Raw genomic sequence first — 16843 nt, forward strand, 5'->3', positions numbered from 1 at the left:
CGGGGTCAGGCGAGGTCGTTGCGCGCCTCCAGCGGACTCGTACGGGCCAGCGCGACGGTGCCGGCGGCGGTCAGCAGGGCGGCGACGACCGGAGCCGCCCCGGTCGGCAGCGGCTCGCCGAGCAGCAGCGCGCCGAACGCCACCGCCGTCAGCGGATCGGCGACCTGCAGCGAGGCGAACGACACGCCGAAGTGCCCGACGGCGTAGGCCCGCTGCAGCATCATCAGCGCGAGCAGCGCGGGCACCGGCAGCGCCGGCAGGTACCACCAGTTCCAGCCGCCGTCCACGAGCACCCGCACGAGGGTGGCGGTGGCGCCGTAGAGGACGCCGGAGCTGGTGGCCAGCAGCGCCGCCCGCCAGGCCGGCGCGGCGGCCGTCGCGCCGGCCCACAGCAGCACCGCCGCGATCCCGGCCACGCCGAGCAGGAGGAGGACACCGTCCGGGCCGAGCCGGGTCGGCCCGGACGACTCCGGGACCATCAGCACGAGCCCGACCAGCCCGGCCGCCACGACCGCCGCCGCGCCCAGCTCCTTGCGGGAGGGCCGGCGGCCGTGCAGCGCGGCGGCGAGAGGCAGGGCGAACAGCAGGCTCGCCACGCCCATCGGCTGCACCACGGTGAGCGGGCCGAGCCCGAGCGCGACGATGTGCAGGCCGCCACCCGCCAGGATGGACGCGCCGCCGATCAGCCAGCGCGGCCGGCGCAGCAGGGCGAGCAGCCCCGGCTTCGCCGAGCCGACGGCCTCGAACTGCTGGAGGGCGGCCCCGAGCGCGAAGAACAGCGACCCGACCAGGGCGATCGCCGCGGCCAGCACAGTCATGCGCACTCCTCTCGAAACGGATGGTTGCCCGGCAGGGTCAAACGGACGTGTCCGCGGGAAGACCTTCCGGGGAAGGCTGGATGGCGCGGCGCTTCCGCGCCCACCGCACGAGCTCGACCACCGCCGTGACGGACACCGCGATGCCGAGGCCGAGCAGCAGGCCCTTGATCGGGTCGTTCTCGAACGCCATCCCGCCGAAGAACCCGATCAGCCCGGAGTAGACCGCCCACGAGCTCGCCGCGATCGCGTCGAAGAAGGTGAACGAGCGCAGCGGGTGGCTTACCGCGCCCATGGTGAGCGTGGTCGCCGTCCGGCCGCCGGGGATGTACCTGGCCACGACCAGCACCAGCCCGCCCCGCTCCGCCAGCGCGCCGCGCGCCCACACGAACGCCTTCCTGCGCCGCAGCCGCCCGCCGGAGAGGTGCCCGATCAGGTACGACACGTGGTCGCCGGCGAACGCGCCGAGCGCCGCCACCGCCATCACCAGGGCGAGGTTCGTCTCCCCGGAGGCGGCGAACACCCCCGCCGTGATCACCGACGTCTCGGCAGGGACGACGGGGAAGAACCCGTCGAGCACGGCCAGGGCGAACAGCGCCACGTACAGCCAGGGGGACGACATGACCTGCTGGACGAGGTCGAGGACGGCATGCGACATGGGGGTACGACTCCGATCTTCATGGCACACGGACAGCGTCTCGGTACACGCGGTCCCGGGGCATCGGGGATGCCCCCGGTCGAACGCGGACCCGTCCCCTAAGCGGGTCAGGGCCGGTACCCCATGAAGCTAGAAACTCCGCTGGTCACGGCACATCGGCCGATCGGCACCCGGTGCCCCCGACTTTCGTCGGGGCCGGCGCCGTCTTCCCCGGCCGACACCTTCGATCCAACCCGTTCGCGCAGGCCGGCACAGGAGTGGAGGTAGGCGAATCGGAGGTGGGGCTAGCCCCACCGGGACGGTGCCCCGCGCCCCACCCTGACTTTCGTCAGGGTCGCCTCCTGCCTGAGGACGAGGGCGGGCCTCCGCCCGGCTCCTCTAGGGTCGGGGACGTGAGAGTTCCGCCGGCGATCCGCAGGCAGAGCCGCCGCGAGGTGGTCACCGACCTGCTGCTGTGGCTGCTGCTGTGCGCCTTCGTGGCCGCCATGGGCCCCGATCCCGTCCAGGACCCGGCCGCGTTCGGGACGGTGACCGCGCCGCGGCTCGCCCTGGCGTCGGCGGCGGTGCTGGTGGGCCGCAGCCGGCCGCTCGCCGCCCTGGTGCTGCTGCTGCCGCTCGGCCCGTGGCGCTTCAGCGAGGGGTTCGCCACCGTGGACCTGAGCTGGCTGCTGCCCAGGACCGGCGTCAAGATCCTCCCGGTTGCGCCGACCTCGCCGTTCATCATGTGGTACGCCTACCTGACCGGACGGCGGGAGGCCGGGACGTGGCCGCCGCTCGCCGCGTTCGGTCTCATCGCGGTGGTGGGCGTGGCGGTCGTGCTGGCGGCGGGCGGCGACCTGGCCCTGTGGGTGTCGATGGTGACCGGGCTGGTGGGCACCTATCTGGTGCCGTACCTGCTGGGGCTGGTGCGGCGGCTGGTGATCAGGCAGCGGGGGCAGGCCAGGCTCTCGGCCGAGGCCCAGGCCAGGCTGCGCGAGCGGGCGAGGATCGCGCGGGACATGCACGACTCGCTCGGCCACGATCTGGCCCTGATCGCGGTCCGGGCCGCCGGGCTGGAGCTGGCGCCCGGCCTGGACCCGGCGCAGGCGCGGGCGGCGGGGGAGCTGCGGGAGGCGGCGGCCGACGCCACCGACCGGCTGCGGCAGATCATCGGGCTGCTGGGCGAGGACGCCGCCGCCGCGCCGCTCGCGCCCGTGGACGAGGACGTGACGGAGCTGGTCCGCCGGGCCAGGGACTCCGGCATGGCCATCGACCTCGACATGGCCGCGGGGCCGGTGCCCGGCCTGGCGAGGGCCGTCGTCCAGGAAGGGCTCACCAACGCGGCCAAGCACGCGCCGGGGGCCGCCGTGCGGGTCTCGGTCGGGCCCCGCAGGGTGAGCGTGCGCAACGGCCCGGCGCGCGGGCGGCCGCGCGCCAGGCGGGGCGGCACGGGGCTCACGGGTCTCGCGGAACGGGCCAGGCTCGCGGGCGGCACGCTCACGGCGGGAGCGGTGGACGGCGGCTACGAGCTCGTCGTGGAGCTCCCCTGAACGGCGGCGCTCAGGCGTGCGCGACGTGCAGCCGGCGCAGCACCCGCTTGAACGCCCAGATCGAGAACGCGATCGCCAGCCCGCTGATCACGGCCACCGCCGAGGTGCGCAGGATCATGAACGCGCCGAGCGAGCCGCCGAGGCTCTCGTAGACGGCCAGCGCGATGCTGAGAGTGGAGTTCATGAGCAGCACGAACGCCCACAGCAGCGTGATCCTGGCGAAGAAGCGGCGGATGCGCTCGTGCTTCAGCACCGCCGACGGCAGGTGGATGTAGTCGAGCGTGAGCTTCTGCACCAGCGGCCTGTTGAGCCGCACGGAGGCGAGGAACGCCATGCTGATGCAGATCGTGCCCAGCTCCGGCTGGATGAAGAACCACATCCAGGTGCCGGTCCAGAACGACACCAGGGCGCGCACGGTGATCGCGAACGCGGCGAGGAACATGGTGGCGGGCACCTTCACCCGCCGGACGAGCCGCCAGGCCACACCGAAGTAGACCCAGGCGACGGTGGCGATCAGCGCCCACTTGAACCCGAGGACCACCATGGCCAGGTAGAAGACGGCCAGCGGGGCGACCACGGCTTCGAGCAGCTTGGGCGCCGCCTCGCGGGCGAGGGCGCCGAGGCGGGGGAGGGTCACGGGCGGATGGTTCAAGGCTGCTCCGCAGATAGGCCGACGATCAGCGACTACCCGGGCTTCGAGGGACCAGGGCTACCCTGACGGACCGCTCGCACTTACCGAGGCGCGCACCGCGCCGGCGTCCCGGGAAGCACGCCGGTGGCTTACCGTACCCGAGGGCGGGCGGTGCGAACGCCTCTTTCGCCACGCTCGATCCGTGCTCTACCGAACCAGCATGTCCTTGAACCCGGCTTTCAGCTGAGTGACGCGGTGGCGAGCTTCGCGCCGAAGCCCAGGAAGACGGCGCCGACGCACGAGGTCAGCCCGGCGCTGAGCCGCTTGTGGCGGCGGAAGTGGGCGGCGAGGAAGGTGCCGCCGAAGATCAGCGACGTCAGGTAGAGGAAGCTGAACACCTGGATCACCGCGCCGAGGATCAGGAACGACAGCGCGGGCGCCTCGTAGGCCGGATCCACGAACGCCACGAAGAACGAGACGAAGAACAGGATCGCCTTCGGGTTGAGCACGCTGATCGTCAGCGCCTTGCGGAACGGGCGCGGCTGGCTCTCCGCGGCCTTCACCGCCGTTTCCGCGGGGGCGGCCCCGGCGCTCCTCGCCCGCCAGGACCGCCAGGCGTCCCTGATCATCTGGAAGCCGATCCAGGCGAGGTAGCCGGCTCCGGCGTACTTGACGACCGTGAACAGGACGGCGTTGGAGCGCAGCAGGGAGGCCGCGCCGGCGGCGGCCAGGAACATCAGCACCGTGTCGCCGACGAAGACGCCGGCCGCGGCGCGGTAGCCGCGCCGGACGCCGTGCTGCGCGGCGAAGCTGAGAACGTAGAGCGAGTTGGGGCCGGGGAGCAGGATGATCAGGAAGGCGCCGATCACGTAGGCCCAGAAATCGGTGATGCCGAGGAACACGCCTCACACGGTACCGCCGACGAGCGCGACCCCGTCGCGGGTGGTCAGGGTCTCGGGGGTCTCGATCACCGCAGATCCCCTCGGTCGTGCTGCCGGCCACGCTTCCGGACGCCCCTGGCGCCGTCCTGACAGCCGCCTGTCAGGGATCCGGACGTCCGCAACTTTGGGCCTTTGCGGACGATCGGGAGATCCTCACTCTCGGTTCAGGCGCCGGCACCATCCCATCCCGGGCGCCCTAGGAGGACCAGGTGATACGCCGTTTCGTCATCCTGCTCGCCGCCCTCAGCCTCGTCGGCCTCACCGGCATGACGGGCGCGGGGGCGGCCGCCGAGCCCCCGCCCAACAAGCAGTACCGCGTGCAGGGACCGTCCACCGCGCAGCAGCGCAGCGCCGTCGCCGCCACCGGCGCGGCCATCGAGGAGGTGGCCACCGGCTCCGTGCTGGTCACGGCCACCGCGGCGGAGGCGGCCGCCATCCGGCGGCTCGGCTACCGGGTCGTGGAGGCGCCACGGCCGGCGCCGCCGTCCGGCGTCGAGGCGTTCGACTTCCCGCCGGCCGACTCGGCGTACCACAACTACGCCGAGATGAACGCCGAGATCAACGCCCTCGTCGCGGCGCACCCGAACATCGTCAGCCAGTCGACGTACGGCACCTCGTACGAGGGCCGCGCCCTGCGCCTGGTGAAGATCAGCGACAACGTCGGCACGGACGAGGCCGAGCCCGAGGTGCTGTTCACGGCGCACCAGCACGCCCGTGAGCACCTGACGGTGGAGATGGCGCTGTACATCATGCACCTGCTCGCCGACAACTACGGCACCGACGCCCGCATCACGAACCTGGTCGACACCCGCGAGATCTGGATCATGCCGGACCTCAACCCCGACGGCGGCGAGTACGACATCGCCTCAGGCAGCTACCGCTCCTGGCGTAAGAACCGCCAGCCCAACTCGGGCTCCTCGGCCGTCGGCACCGACCTCAACCGCAACTGGGCCTACAACTGGGGCTGCTGCGGCGGCTCGTCGGGCACGACCTCCAGCGAGACCTACCGCGGCGCGAGCGCCGAGTCCGCCCCCGAGGTGCGGGCGACGGCCGACTGGGTGCGCAGCCGGGTCATCGGCGGCGTCCAGCAGATCAAGTCGCACATCGACTGGCACACCTACAGCGAGCTGGTGCTGTGGCCGTACGGCTACACCCTGAACAACACCGCGCCCGGCCTGACCCAGGACGACCGCGACGCGCACGCCACGCTCGGCCAGAACATGGCCTCCACCAACAACTACACCCCGCAGCAGGCCAGCGATCTCTACATCACCGACGGCACCATCGACGACTGGCTGTGGGGCGTCTACAAGATCTTCAGCTTCACGTTCGAGATGTACCCGACGGGCTCCAACCCGGGCTTCTACCCGCCCGACGAGCAGATCGGGCCGCAGACCACGCGCAACAGGGAGGCCGTGCTCCGCTTCCTCGAGTACTCCGACTGCGTCTACCGGATCATCGGCAAGGAGAGCCAGTACTGCGGCACCGGCACGCCGCCGGTGACCGTCTACTCCGACACGTTCGAGACCGCCACCGGCTGGACCGCCAACCCGGCGGGCACCGACACCGCCACGTCCGGCCAGTGGGAGCGGGGCGACCCCGAGGCCACCACGTCCTCGGGCGCCAAGCAGCTCGGCACGACGGTCAGCGGCACGAACGACCTGGTGACCGGCCGGCTCGCGGGCAGCTCCGCGGGCGCGTACGACGTGGACGGCGGCGTCACCACGATCCAGTCCCCGCCGATCACGCTTCCTTCCTCGGGCACGCTCAGCCTGTCGCTGTCGTGGTACCTGGCGCACGGCTCGAACGCCACCAGCGCCGACTACCTGCGGGTCCGCGTGGTGGGAGGCTCGACCGCGACCGTGCTCAACCAGGCGGGCGCGGCCACCAACCGCAACGGCGCGTGGGCCACGGCCACCGCGAACCTGAACGCCTTCGCCGGCCAGACCGTCCGCATCGTCGTGGACGCGGCGGACGCGGGCACCGCCTCCCTGGTCGAGGCGGGCATCGACGACGTGAGGATCACCCAGCAGCCCTGACCCCCGGCCCGCACTCCGCCGTACGGACCTCCGCGGTCCGTACGGCGGAGTTTCTTTTTTGGGCCTTGTAAGGAGGAGGTGTCAAAGCTACGATCGGCCCAACTCTTAGGAAACTTTACTAACAGTAAATGCCCGACCGGACAAAACCTTACAGCCCCCGCAAAACCGCGTGGCTCGTGCCGTACGGCCCAGCGCTCTCCCCCCCCGGCGCGAGCCGTACGGCACGTCACCCCCCGTAAGGAAGAGCCCGTGAGACACCGCGCGACCCTCCTGGCGTTCGCGACCCTCGTCCTGTCCCTCCTCGCCGCCCCGGCCCCCGCCCACGCCGCCACGGCGACGGCGACCTTCACGAAGGTCTCCGACTGGGGCTCCGGCTTCGAGGGCAAGGTCACCGTCACCAACGCCACCACCACGGCCATGAACGGCTGGAACGTCCAGTTCGACGTCCCCGCCGGCTACTCGATCCCGTCCGCGTGGGACGCGGTCATGACGAGCAGCGGGCAGCACTACACCTTCACCAACCCGACCTGGGCCCCCACGCTCCCCGCCGGCGGCAGCGCGAGCTTCGGCTTCAACGGCAGCCCCGGCGGCTTCCCCGGCATCACCGGCTGCACGCTCAACGGATCACCCTGCGACGGCGGCGGACCGTCAACCGGGGTGCCCGGCCGGCCGGGAGCCGCCTCCGCCACCAGCACGACCGGCTCGATCACCCTCACCTGGGGAGCCTCCTCGGGCACGGTCACCGGCTACCGCGTCCACGAGGGCGCCACGGTCAAGGCCACGGTCACCGGCACGACCGCCACGATCGGCGGCCTCGGCGCCTGCGAGAGCCACACCTACACGGTCAAGGCGTACAACGGCGAGGGCGAGTCGGCGGCCGGCGACCCCGTGACCGCCACCACCGCCGGCTGCACGGGCGGCGGCGGCACCCTGCCCAAGCACTTCCTCACCGGCTACTGGCACAACTTCGTCAACCCCGCGACCGAGCTCAGGCTCTCGGCCGTCCCCGCCGAGTACGACCTCGTCGCCGTCGCGTTCGGCGAGGCCACGGCCACCCCCGGCCAGGTCGCCTTCGCCGTGGACGCCGGTCTGTCCACCGCGCTCGGCGGCTACACCGACGCCCAGTTCAGGGCCGACGTCCAGGCCCTGCACCAGCGGGGCAAGAAGGTCATCCTGTCCGTCGGCGGCGAGGCCGGGCGCGTGCAGGTCGCCGACTCCGCCGCCGCGACCCGCTTCGCCGACTCGGTGTACGCGATCATGCAGAGCTACGGCTTCGACGGCGTGGACATCGACCTGGAGAACGGGCTCAACGCCACGTACATGGCCCAGGCGCTCCGGTCGCTGCGCGCCAAGGCCGGCGCCGACCTGATCATCACGATGGCCCCGCAGACCATCGACATGCAGTCGACCGGGATGGAGTACTTCAAGCTCGCCCTGTCGATCAAGGACATCCTCACGGTCGTCCACACGCAGTTCTACAACTCCGGTTCCATGCTGGGCTGCGACCAGGCGCAGGCGTACGCGCAGGGGACCGTCAACTTCATGACCGCGCTGGCCTGCATCCAGCTGGAGAACGGCCTGCGCCCCGACCAGGTGGCGCTGGGCCTGCCCGCCGGGCCGGGCGCGGCGAACGGCGGCGTGGTCGCGCCCTCGCTCGTCAACCAGGCGCTCGACTGCCTGGCCCGGCGTACCAACTGCGGATCCTTCGTGCCGCCTCGCGCGTACCCGGACATCCGGGGCGCGATGACCTGGTCCATCAACTGGGACGCCAGCACCAACTGGTCCTTCAGCAAGACCGTCAAGCCGCACCTTCAGGGAATGCCATGAGATTTCGCAGCAGACTCGCCGCATCGTTCGCCTGCACGGTCCTCGCCCTGACCGGCGCCGGCCTCCCGGCCGCCGCCCAGGCCGACAGCCAGAGCACCCGGAGCGCCCAGAGCACCGTCCGGCTGCTCGCCGCCGCCTGGGCCCCGTGGACCGCCTACGCCACCGGCGCGGTCGTCACCTACAACGGCGTCGACTACGTCTGTCTCCAGGGCCACACCTCCCAGCCCGGCTGGGAGCCGCCGAACGTCCCCGCCCTGTGGAAGGTCTCCACAGGCGGCAACACCGGCGCGCCCGGCCAGCCCGGCACGGTCAGCGCCTCGGTCACCAGCTCCAGCGTCTCGCTGAGCTGGGGCGCCTCCTCCGGCACGGTCACCGGCTACCGCGTCTACGAGGGTTCGGCGCAGAAGGCGCAGGTCACCGGCACGTCCGCGACGATCTCCGGCCTCGGCGCGTGCACGACCCACACCTTCACCGTGAAGGCGTACAACTCGGCGGGCGAGTCGGCCGGCCGTGACGCCACCGCCACCACCAGCGGCTGCACCGGCAACCCGGCGAAGATGGCCGGCGCCCCCTACCTCTACATGGGCTGGGGCAACCCGCCCAACCCGGCCACCGTCATGGACGCGACCGGCGTGAAGTCGTTCACGATGGCGTTCATCCTCTCCAGCGGCGGCTGCACCCCCGCCTGGGACGGCAACCGCCCGCTGACCGGCGGCGCCGACCAGCAGGCGATCAACACGATCAAGTCGAAGGGCGGCAACGTCCAGATCTCCTTCGGCGGCTGGCAGGGGAACAAGCTCGGCCCCAACTGCGCCAGTCCCGAGGCGTTCGCCGGCGCCGTCCAGCAGGTGATCAACGCCGTCGGCCCGGCCGTCGTCGACTTCGACATCGAGAACTTCGACGAGTTCGAGAACTACACCGTCCAGGACCGCATCCTGAACGGCATCAAGATCATCAAGGCGAACAATCCGAACGTCAAGGCCGTCGTGACCTTCGGCACCACCACGACCGGCCCCAACGCGCACGGCGTCCGCCTGATCAACCAGGCCAGGGCGCTCGGCGTGCCGATCGACAACTTCACCATCATGCCGTTCGACTTCGGCAGCTCCAACATCTACCAGGACACCGTCAACGCCTCCGAGGGCCTGAAGAACGCGCTCAAGAACGCCTACGGCTGGACCGACGCCCAGGCGTACGCGCACATGGGCATCTCCGGCATGAACGGCCTGTCCGACCAGCAGGAGCTGACCACCACCGCCGCCTGGACGCAGATCCGCGACTGGGCGAAGTCCAAGGGCCTGACGCGGCTCGCGTACTGGTCCGTCAACCGCGACCGCGGCTGCCCCGGCGGCGGCGTGACGTCCAACTGCAGCGGCATCGCCCAGTCCGACTGGGACTTCACCAGGATCACCGCCGGTTTCTGACCAGCTGCGTCGGCTTGAGCGGCACGCCGAGACCCGGCGGCCGGTAGACCGGCAGGGCCTCGCCGTACTCGCGCATCCAGGCGTGGTCCACCAGCAACCGCAGGCGCCCGTCCGCGGCCCGGCCGGCGGGCCCGGCCGCCGGCGGGCGCCCGCCCAGCCTGGCGACCGCCGCGCCCACCAGCTCAGGGCTCGGCGGCGCCAGGTCGCAGTGGTCGTCCGGCCCGATCAGCAGGTCCACCTCAGGCGGCAGCGGATAGATCGGCCGGGGCAGCGCCAGCACGCGCGGCGGCGGAGCCATCGGCCAGCCGTCGCGCACCGCCTCCAGCAGCACCGACCGCGACGTGCGGCGCGCGAACAGCCCCTCGGCGAGCGCCCAGCTCAGCGCCCCCACGTCCGAGCGGTCCTCCCCGCAGGCGTGCAGGCACAGGTACGGCACCAGCGGGATCCCCGCCGTGCCCGCCTGCGCCCACCCGCCGCCGCACCCCGTCAGCACCAGCAACGCCAGCATCGCCCGGTAGGCGGTGTCGGCGTGCGGCGTGTCCAGCCGGCCCGGCACGATCACGCACCGGCCTCCCGTCTTCTCCGCCGTCACCCCCAGCTCACGGGCGATCTTCACCGCCCGCGAGGCGGGCACGCCCGTGCACGCCTCCTGCCAGGCCGGCGTGTACGGCTCCGCGCGGTCGCCGTACCCGTCCGGCCACCGGCCCGGCAGACCTGGCCTCGCCACCCCGTAACCGGCGAGCAGCAGGTCGAACACCGTGGTCAGCAGCTCGTCCCCGTCCCGCAGCACCGGCACCCCGCGCCGCAGCACGCCCGGCCCGTCGTCGAAGCGCGGCAGCAGCACCTCCACCGCCTCGCCGTCGTACACGCTGAGCCGGTCGCACACCTGCCCCGTCGCCTCGCCCGGCACGTACGCGCCCTCCCGCTCCCGCAGCCGCACCAGGAACGGCAGGTCCGTGGAGTCCGCCGCGTGCGCCCCGAACGGCGCGCGGTCCAGGAAGAACTCCTTCAGCAGCACGTGCCCCATGGCCATCGCCAGCGCGCCGTCCGTGCCCGGCCGCACCACCAGCGTCTCGTCCGACAGCCGGGTCGGATGCGTGCCGATCGCGACCACCTTCTGCCCCTTGTACCGCCCGGCGATCACCCAGGGCGTGTCCGCCGTCCGCGCCAGCCGGTTGTTCTCGCCCCACAGCAGCACGTACGCCGCCCGCGCCCACTCCTCCGCCCGCGGCGCGCCCCCGAACCGCCCCCCGAGCACCTGCTCCGGCGCGCACGGGTGCTCGGTCAGCACGGTCCCGCCCAGCCCGGCCACCAGCGCCGCCAGCGGCGAGGCCGCCAGCGCCGCCACCCGCTCGGGCCCGTGCTCGGCCGCCGTGTGCACGATGGCCGCCGCGACGATCTCGGCGGCGGTGCCGTCGTCGAGCGGAACCCGCCGCTCGCCGCGCGTCCCGACGTATTGCTGAGAGTTGCCTGTGAGTTTCGCCCACGCCGCGACGGGGTCGTGCAGCCCATCCCTCACCTCGAAGTAGAGCCTGACCAGTGCCTGGTTGACCTGCGATCCCCCCATGCAAAAAGTTGAACACATCGGGTGAGGTCGTATCGCGATACGTGTCGGCATGTCGGGGATAAGAATCGGAAGGCCAGGTGGCAGCACCCGGATTGATGCGGCAGGCTAGACCCCGCCATGGATTACGCAGTCCTCACGGGGATCGTCCTCGTCGCCGGTGTCCTGTTCGCTCTCGTCGCGCAATGGCGCGACTGGCGCCCACCGCTCGCCGTCGCCCTCGCGGTCGGCATCGCCGTGCGGCTGCTCATCATGTACACGTCGGCGATCGACTCCTGGCAACCCGTCGACTTCGTCGAGAGCTTCAAGCCCGCGGGCGAGGCGGTGCTCCGCGGCGAGGACCCCGTGCTGGCCAGCGAGGGCGGCTGGCACTTCCTGCCGACCATCCCCTACGTCTACGGCATCCTGCTCTGGCTCGGCATCCCCTGGGAGTACGCCGGCCGCCTGGTCACCGTCGTCGCCGACATCGCGCTCATCCCGCTGGTCGCCAAGCTGGCCGGCGGCCCCAAGGCCAACCTGCGCGCCCTCCAGTACGCGCTCAACCCGCTCGCCCTGCTCGTCGCCTGCGTGCACGGCCAGGTCGAGCCGGTGGCGCTGGTGTTCGGCGTGGCCGCGTTCGTCGTGGCCCGCGGCCCCGGCGAGCCCGAGCGGCCCGGCATCACCACCGACGTCGTCGGCAGGGTGCGGGCCGGCGTGGCCGCCTACGGCGTCAAGACCTCGGCCGTGCGCGTCCTCGGCCGCGGCGGCATGCTGCACCGCGCCCTGACGCCCGGCCCCGGCGACCGCGCCCACCTCAAGCGCGGGGCGCTGGCCGGCGTGCTCATGGGCCTCGCGCTGTGCGCCAAGAGCTGGCCCGTCTGGCTGGTCCCCGGCATGCTGCTGCTCCTGCCCAACCTGCGCTCGCGCATCGCCGCCCTGTTCACCACCGGCGCCGTGCCGCTGTTCTTCTTCGTCACTCTGCCGGTCTTCGCCGGCACCGCGATCGACGAGCTCCCCAAGGTCATCGACACCATCAGGTCCATCCGGCCGATCGTCGGCGAATACGGCTGGACGCCGTGGTTCACCGGCGGCGACTGGGCGCTCCGCGACGACCTGGCCTCGTTCGGCACCAACCTCATCTACGTCTGCGTGATCGCGGCCATCCTCGTCTGGCGGCGGGCCGACCCGATCGACATGACCACCGCCATCCTGCTGATCTTCATGGTGGTCACGCCGCGCCTCGGCGCCCAATATCTCCTGTGGTTCATGCCGTTCCTGGTCGCCAGGCCCACCAGGTTCGCCTGGCCGGCCATCATCGCCGTCTCCTTCTGGGCCGGCTACGGCTACCTCTACATGACCCAGTTCGACACCGACACCTGGTGGCACCTGCACTCGCTGTGGTCGCGCGCCTCGATCGTGCTGCTGCCGATCCTGCTGCTGGCCATGCCGTGGGGCCGCCGCGACGCGACGGCCCCCTCCCCGGCCGGCTCACCCGAGCAGGCCAAGGTCATCTCAGCGGCATAGCCGCTCCCACAACGTCACCCACTGGGCGGGGTGGACGTGGCCCACGACGGCGTCGCGGTCCACCCCCGCCGCCCGCAACGCGGCGTCCACGCCCTCGTAGCGGGCGCGCAGCGAGGCACGCACCGACCCGCCCGCGCCGCCGAAGCCCAGCTCCACCAGCTCCTGCCAGGAGCGGCGGCCCTGGACCAGCGGCTCAGGCCGCCGCCGGATCAGCAGGATCGCCGAGTCCACCGACGGCACGGGACGGAAGCTCTCCCTGCCGATCAGGTCGCCGAGCCGCCAGTCGAACCACGGCCACGACTCCACCGTGACCAGGCTCCAGCGGCCGTAGTCGCCGGTCCGCTTGCGGGCGTACTCACGCTGCGTGAGCAGCGTCGCCCCCGTCAGGCCCGGCGCCCGCAGGCACCAGTCCACGATCCGCGACGTCGCCGCGTACGGGATGTTGCCCACGACCGCGAACGGCTCGCGCGGCGCCCGCGCCGCCGTGAAGTCGCCCCTGACCACGTCGATCCGCGGATCGGAGCGGGTGCGCGCGGCCAGCCGGCCCGCCAGCAGCGGATCGAGCTCGTAGCCGACGACGCGGGCCCCCGCCTCCGCCAGCGCGAAGGTGAGCGCCCCCTCGCCAGGCCCCGGCTCCAGCACGAGCCTTTCCGGCGCGGCGGCCTTCACGACCAGCTCGACGGCATGCCGGTCCACCAGGAAGTTCTGCGAGAGCGTGCGCCGCGCCCGATCCCGGGGCGTACGGCCGCCGCCGCTGTTCCTGGCCTTCTTCTGAGTGTGTGAATAGTTTCCGTGTGCGAAATTCTGCGCCACAGCACTGCCCTTCCGGGTCCTCGAGAGTGAAAGGTCTCGAAGGGCCCTGGGCACGCGTGCGGACGCGCTGCCTCAGCTCGTGTTCGACGCGTCCGCTAGCGGGCCAGAGCCCGGCCGCGGCGGATGCGGATGAAAACCTGGCAGGAGAACATCGAGGTCATGGCGCCACCCTAGGAGCGCCCCGCACGACCCCGCAACGCGATTTCCCGCCGGTCGGCCCGGCCCGCGTCCGATTCCGACAAGAACGCGGCGCGAGTCCGTGGGTAGCGTCCCCACTGACCGACCCACACGAAGGGACAGCCGACCATGGACGCGCTCGATCGCGCCGAGACCTACCTCCACCTGAACGCCAGGCTCCTCGACCGCCTGCGCTTCGCCGCGCTCTTCCGCGGCGGCGACCCCCGGCGGGTGCTGGAGACGCTGCGCTGCTACCAGAACCCCGACGGCGGCTTCGGGCACGCGCTCGAACCCGACCTGCGCGGCCCCGGCAGCCAGCCGGAACCGGTCGAGGTGGCCTTCTGGATCCTCGACGAGCTGGACGCCTTCGACTCGCCCATGGTGCCCGCCGCCTGCGACTACCTCGCCGCCGTGACCACGCCCGACGGCGGGGTGCCGTTCGTCCTGCCCTCCGTGCGGAACGACCCGCGCGCCCCCTGGTGGCAGACCGCGGACGACCCGCCCGGCAGCCTCGTGCCGACGGCGTCCCTCGCCGGGCTGCTCCACAAGCACGGCGTCAGCCATCCGTGGCTCGGCCCCGCGACCGCGTTCTGCTGGTCCGCGATCGCCGCCATGACGGAGCCGAACCCGTACGAGGCCCGCGCCGTCGTGACCTTCCTCGACCTGACCCCCGAACGGGACCGCGCGGAACGCGAGTTCGCGCGGCTGCGCGAGACCATCCTCGCCACGGTCGCCCTCGACCCCGACACGCCCGGCGACGCCCACTTCCCGCTGGACTTCGCCCCCGCCCCGCTCCGGCTGCCGCTCTTCGACCAGGACGTCCTGGACCACCACCTCGACGCCCTCCTCGCCCGCCAGTCCGCCGAGGGCGGCTGGAACGGCAACTGGCCGATGTGGACACCGCTGGTCGAGCACGAGTGGGGCGGTCATGTCACGGTCCACACCCTCAGGACCCTGCGCGCGTACGGCCGGCTCCCGTCCTCCTGACGGCTGGATGTCGGTGCCGTCCCGTACGTTGAAGGCATGTACGAGGAACGGCCGCCGGCACCCGGCCTCGCCGCCCGCGTCGCCTGCCACTGGCACAACGTGAGCGAGACGGACAGCACCCAGCTCGTGGTGCCCGACGCCTGCGTGGACCTCATCTGGGGCCCCGGCGGCCTGTTCGTCGCCGGTCCCGACACCGGCCCCATGCCGAAGGAGATGGCGGCAGGAGACGTCTTCGTCGGCGTCCGGTTCCGCCCCGGCGCGGCGTCCGATCTCTTCGGCGTCCCCCTCCACACCCTCCGCGACCAGCGCGTCCCCCTGTCCGACCTCCCCGCCGCCACCGACCCCGCCTTCCCCGCCACGAGCACCGCCCCCGACCTCGCCGCCAAGCACACCGCCCTGACCACCATGACCCGCGCCTGGCTGACCCGCCTGACCACTCCCGCGGGCCCAAGGGACCCCTCCTGCCCGGCCGACCCCGCCGCCCCGTTCATCGCCCGCGCCCTGCGCGTCGGCCGGCCGGTGTCAGCGGTGGCCCGCGACCTCGGCCTCAGCGAACGCCAGCTCCACCGCCGCAGCCTGACCGCCTTCGGCTACGCCCCGAAGACCCTGCAGCGCGTCGTCCGCTTCCAGCGCGCCCTGCGCCTGGCCCGCGCCGGCGTCCCGCTCGCCACCGTCGCCGCCGAAGCCGGCTACGCCGACCAGGCCCACCTCTCCCCGCGAGGTCAAACGGCTGAGCGGCGTCCCCCTGCGCACTTTGGTCCCGCCCCCGCCGTCGCCGCCGTCACTCGTCCCGCGGCACCTTGCCTGACACGAGCGCCGCCGCCCACTTGGCACTCGGATCGCTGTCGATCAGCAACGCCCGCGCCAGCAGACTCAACGGAATGGCCAGAATCGCGCCCAGCGGCCCGAGCACGAACGTCCACAACAACAACGACATGAACGTCATGGTCGTCGAGAGCCCCACCGCGTCCCCCAGGAACTTGGGCAGGATGAACGACTGCGTGACCACGTTGATGACGATGTAGGCGACGATGACCAGCACCATCGTCTTCACCCCGCCGTCCAGCAGCGCCAGCATCGCGGGCGGCACCAGCCCGATCACGAACCCCACGTTCGGGATGTAGTTGGTGATGAGCGCCAGCACCCCCCACAGCAGCGGAAGCGGCACCTGCAGAATCGACAGGGCGATGACGTCGAGCACCGCGTTCAGCAATCCGAAGACCGTGGAGACGATCAGATAGCGCCGCGTCTTGTGCGCGAACGTCCCCAACGCCGTCACCAGCTGCCCCCGGTTGCGTTTGCCGGCGGTGAGGATCTTCGCCGTCATCGGCGCGTCCAGGCACATCGCCAGCAACAGCACCACGATGAGGAACAACGCTGTCAGAACGCCGAGCAGGCTCCCCAGCAGGGTCTGCGCCACTCCCAGCAGAGCGCTGGGATCGAACGCCTGCAGCGCCCGGCTGAGCACCTCGTTGCTGAGCCCGTACGAGCTCGCCTGCTTCTGCGCGTCCGCGAGCAGCTCCTGGAACTGGTTGGTGTAGCCGGGGAGCAGCGAGGTGAGCTGCATGACCGAGATGGTCAGGATGCCCACCATGCCCAGCAGCACCATCACCACGATCAGGAAGGGCACGGCGACCTGCAGCCAGGCGGGCGCCCGCCTCGCGGCCAGCCACCCGCGCACGGGCGCGACCGCGATGACGAGGACCAGGGCCAGCACGACGGGCCCCACGATCGAGCTGACCTCGCGCAGGCCGAACAGGGTGACCACCGCACCGGCGATGCCCACGAGGATGACGAGTGCCCTGGGCAGGGGTTGATCTAGCACTCCCGGTTCCTACCCCGCGCGGGCGGAAGGAGCCGCCGATTTGACGGTTGCGAGGAGCGTACATAGAGTTCACCAGTCCCGAGAGGACGGCGGTGATCGCCGGACTCCCT

At 72.0% G+C, this 16843-nt stretch carries 13 protein-coding genes and 1 pseudogene; 7 read left to right on the forward strand and 7 right to left on the reverse strand.

The features are described 5' to 3' along the window. Positions 1-5: 5 nt before the first annotated feature. Positions 6-818: a DMT family transporter gene (locus Nocox_RS09170; RefSeq protein ID WP_033410252.1), complete on the reverse strand. Its 813-nt coding sequence runs from the start codon at positions 816-818 to the stop codon at positions 6-8. 37 nt (positions 819-855) lie between these two features. Further along, the gene (locus Nocox_RS09175; protein WP_020545403.1) at positions 856-1473 is read right to left on the reverse strand and encodes a DedA family protein; all 618 of its coding nucleotides are present in this window, start codon (positions 1471-1473) and stop codon (positions 856-858) included. A 392-nt stretch (positions 1474-1865) separates the two neighbouring features. Here Nocox_RS09175 and Nocox_RS09180 point away from each other — a divergent pair, with 392 nt between their 5' ends. Beyond that, the gene (locus tag Nocox_RS09180) at positions 1866-3002 is read left to right on the forward strand and encodes a sensor histidine kinase (protein ID WP_157383279.1); all 1137 of its coding nucleotides are present in this window, start codon (positions 1866-1868) and stop codon (positions 3000-3002) included. Positions 3003-3012: 10 nt separating this feature from the next. Here Nocox_RS09180 and Nocox_RS09185 read toward each other — a convergent pair whose 3' ends face one another. Then, positions 3013-3639: a VC0807 family protein gene (locus tag Nocox_RS09185; RefSeq protein WP_020545405.1), complete on the reverse strand. Its 627-nt coding sequence runs from the start codon at positions 3637-3639 to the stop codon at positions 3013-3015. Between the two features lie 233 nt (positions 3640-3872). Continuing rightward, on the reverse strand, positions 3873-4535 hold the full coding sequence (gene leuE, locus Nocox_RS09190) for a leucine efflux protein LeuE (protein ID WP_020545406.1): 663 nt from the start codon (positions 4533-4535) through the stop codon (positions 3873-3875). A 248-nt stretch (positions 4536-4783) separates the two neighbouring features. Here leuE and Nocox_RS09195 point away from each other — a divergent pair, with 248 nt between their 5' ends. The 3 genes from Nocox_RS09195 (at position 4784) to Nocox_RS09205 (ending at position 9864) form a co-directional block, all read left to right on the forward strand. Next, positions 4784-6613: a M14 family metallopeptidase gene (locus Nocox_RS09195; protein WP_020545407.1), complete on the forward strand. Its 1830-nt coding sequence runs from the start codon at positions 4784-4786 to the stop codon at positions 6611-6613. Positions 6614-6862: 249 nt separating this feature from the next. After that, positions 6863-8440 (forward strand): chitinase, encoded by a 1578-nt coding sequence (locus Nocox_RS09200; protein ID WP_020545408.1) that lies wholly within the window; start codon positions 6863-6865, stop codon positions 8438-8440. Further along, positions 8437-9864 (forward strand): carbohydrate-binding protein, encoded by a 1428-nt coding sequence (locus tag Nocox_RS09205; RefSeq protein ID WP_020545409.1) that lies wholly within the window; start codon positions 8437-8439, stop codon positions 9862-9864. The genes Nocox_RS09200 and Nocox_RS09205 overlap by 4 nt, the downstream gene beginning before the upstream one ends. On the opposite strand, the gene Nocox_RS09210 is transcribed toward Nocox_RS09205, so the two are convergent. Further along, positions 9848-11431: a molybdopterin-dependent oxidoreductase gene (locus Nocox_RS09210; protein ID WP_020545410.1), complete on the reverse strand. Its 1584-nt coding sequence runs from the start codon at positions 11429-11431 to the stop codon at positions 9848-9850. The two genes, Nocox_RS09205 and Nocox_RS09210, sit on opposite strands and share 17 nt — an antisense overlap. A 117-nt stretch (positions 11432-11548) precedes the next feature. Between Nocox_RS09210 and Nocox_RS09215 the strand changes: the two genes are divergently transcribed. Further along, positions 11549-12931, forward strand: a complete 1383-nt coding sequence (locus Nocox_RS09215) for a hypothetical protein (RefSeq protein WP_020545411.1) — start codon at positions 11549-11551, stop codon at positions 12929-12931. Here the strand turns inward: Nocox_RS09215 and erm are convergent. Next, positions 12920-13630 carry a 23S ribosomal RNA methyltransferase Erm gene (gene erm, locus Nocox_RS09220; protein ID WP_063711675.1) on the reverse strand — a complete coding sequence of 237 codons (711 nt, stop codon included), beginning with the start codon at positions 13628-13630 and terminating at the stop codon, positions 12920-12922. The two genes, Nocox_RS09215 and erm, sit on opposite strands and share 12 nt — an antisense overlap. Positions 13631-14050: 420 nt before the next feature. On the opposite strand from erm, the gene Nocox_RS09225 reads away from it, so the two are divergent. Both Nocox_RS09225 and Nocox_RS43930 read left to right on the forward strand, forming a co-directional pair. Further along, complete coding sequence (locus Nocox_RS09225; protein WP_020545413.1) at positions 14051-14908, forward strand: hypothetical protein; 858 nt, start codon at positions 14051-14053, stop codon at positions 14906-14908. Positions 14909-14944: 36 nt separating this feature from the next. Further along, positions 14945-15595: pseudogene (locus Nocox_RS43930) on the forward strand (DUF6597 domain-containing transcriptional factor); the annotation flags it as partial. Positions 15596-15689: 94 nt separating this feature from the next. Here the strand turns inward: Nocox_RS43930 and Nocox_RS09230 are convergent. After that, positions 15690-16733 carry an AI-2E family transporter gene (locus Nocox_RS09230; protein WP_026214811.1) on the reverse strand — a complete coding sequence of 348 codons (1044 nt, stop codon included), beginning with the start codon at positions 16731-16733 and terminating at the stop codon, positions 15690-15692. Positions 16734-16843: the final 110 nt, after the last annotated feature.

Source organism: Nonomuraea coxensis DSM 45129, assembly GCF_019397265.1.
Classification (GTDB): Bacteria; Actinomycetota; Actinomycetes; order Streptosporangiales; family Streptosporangiaceae; genus Nonomuraea; species Nonomuraea coxensis.

Bases quoted from the DNA above. Each gene is read 5' to 3' on its own strand.
- Nocox_RS09170 (WP_033410252.1), bottom strand. From the start codon at position 818: ATGACTGTGCTGGCCGCGGCGATCGCCCTGGTCGGGTCGCTGTTCTTC.
- Nocox_RS09175 (WP_020545403.1), bottom strand. From the start codon at position 1,473: ATGTCGCATGCCGTCCTCGACCTCGTCCAGCAGGTCATGTCGTCCCCC.
- Nocox_RS09205 (WP_020545409.1), top strand. From the start codon at position 8,437: ATGAGATTTCGCAGCAGACTCGCCGCATCGTTCGCCTGCACGGTCCTC.
- Nocox_RS09210 (WP_020545410.1), bottom strand. From the start codon at position 11,431: ATGGGGGGATCGCAGGTCAACCAGGCACTGGTCAGGCTCTACTTCGAG.
- Nocox_RS09215 (WP_020545411.1), top strand. From the start codon at position 11,549: ATGGATTACGCAGTCCTCACGGGGATCGTCCTCGTCGCCGGTGTCCTG.
- Nocox_RS09225 (WP_020545413.1), top strand. From the start codon at position 14,051: ATGGACGCGCTCGATCGCGCCGAGACCTACCTCCACCTGAACGCCAGG.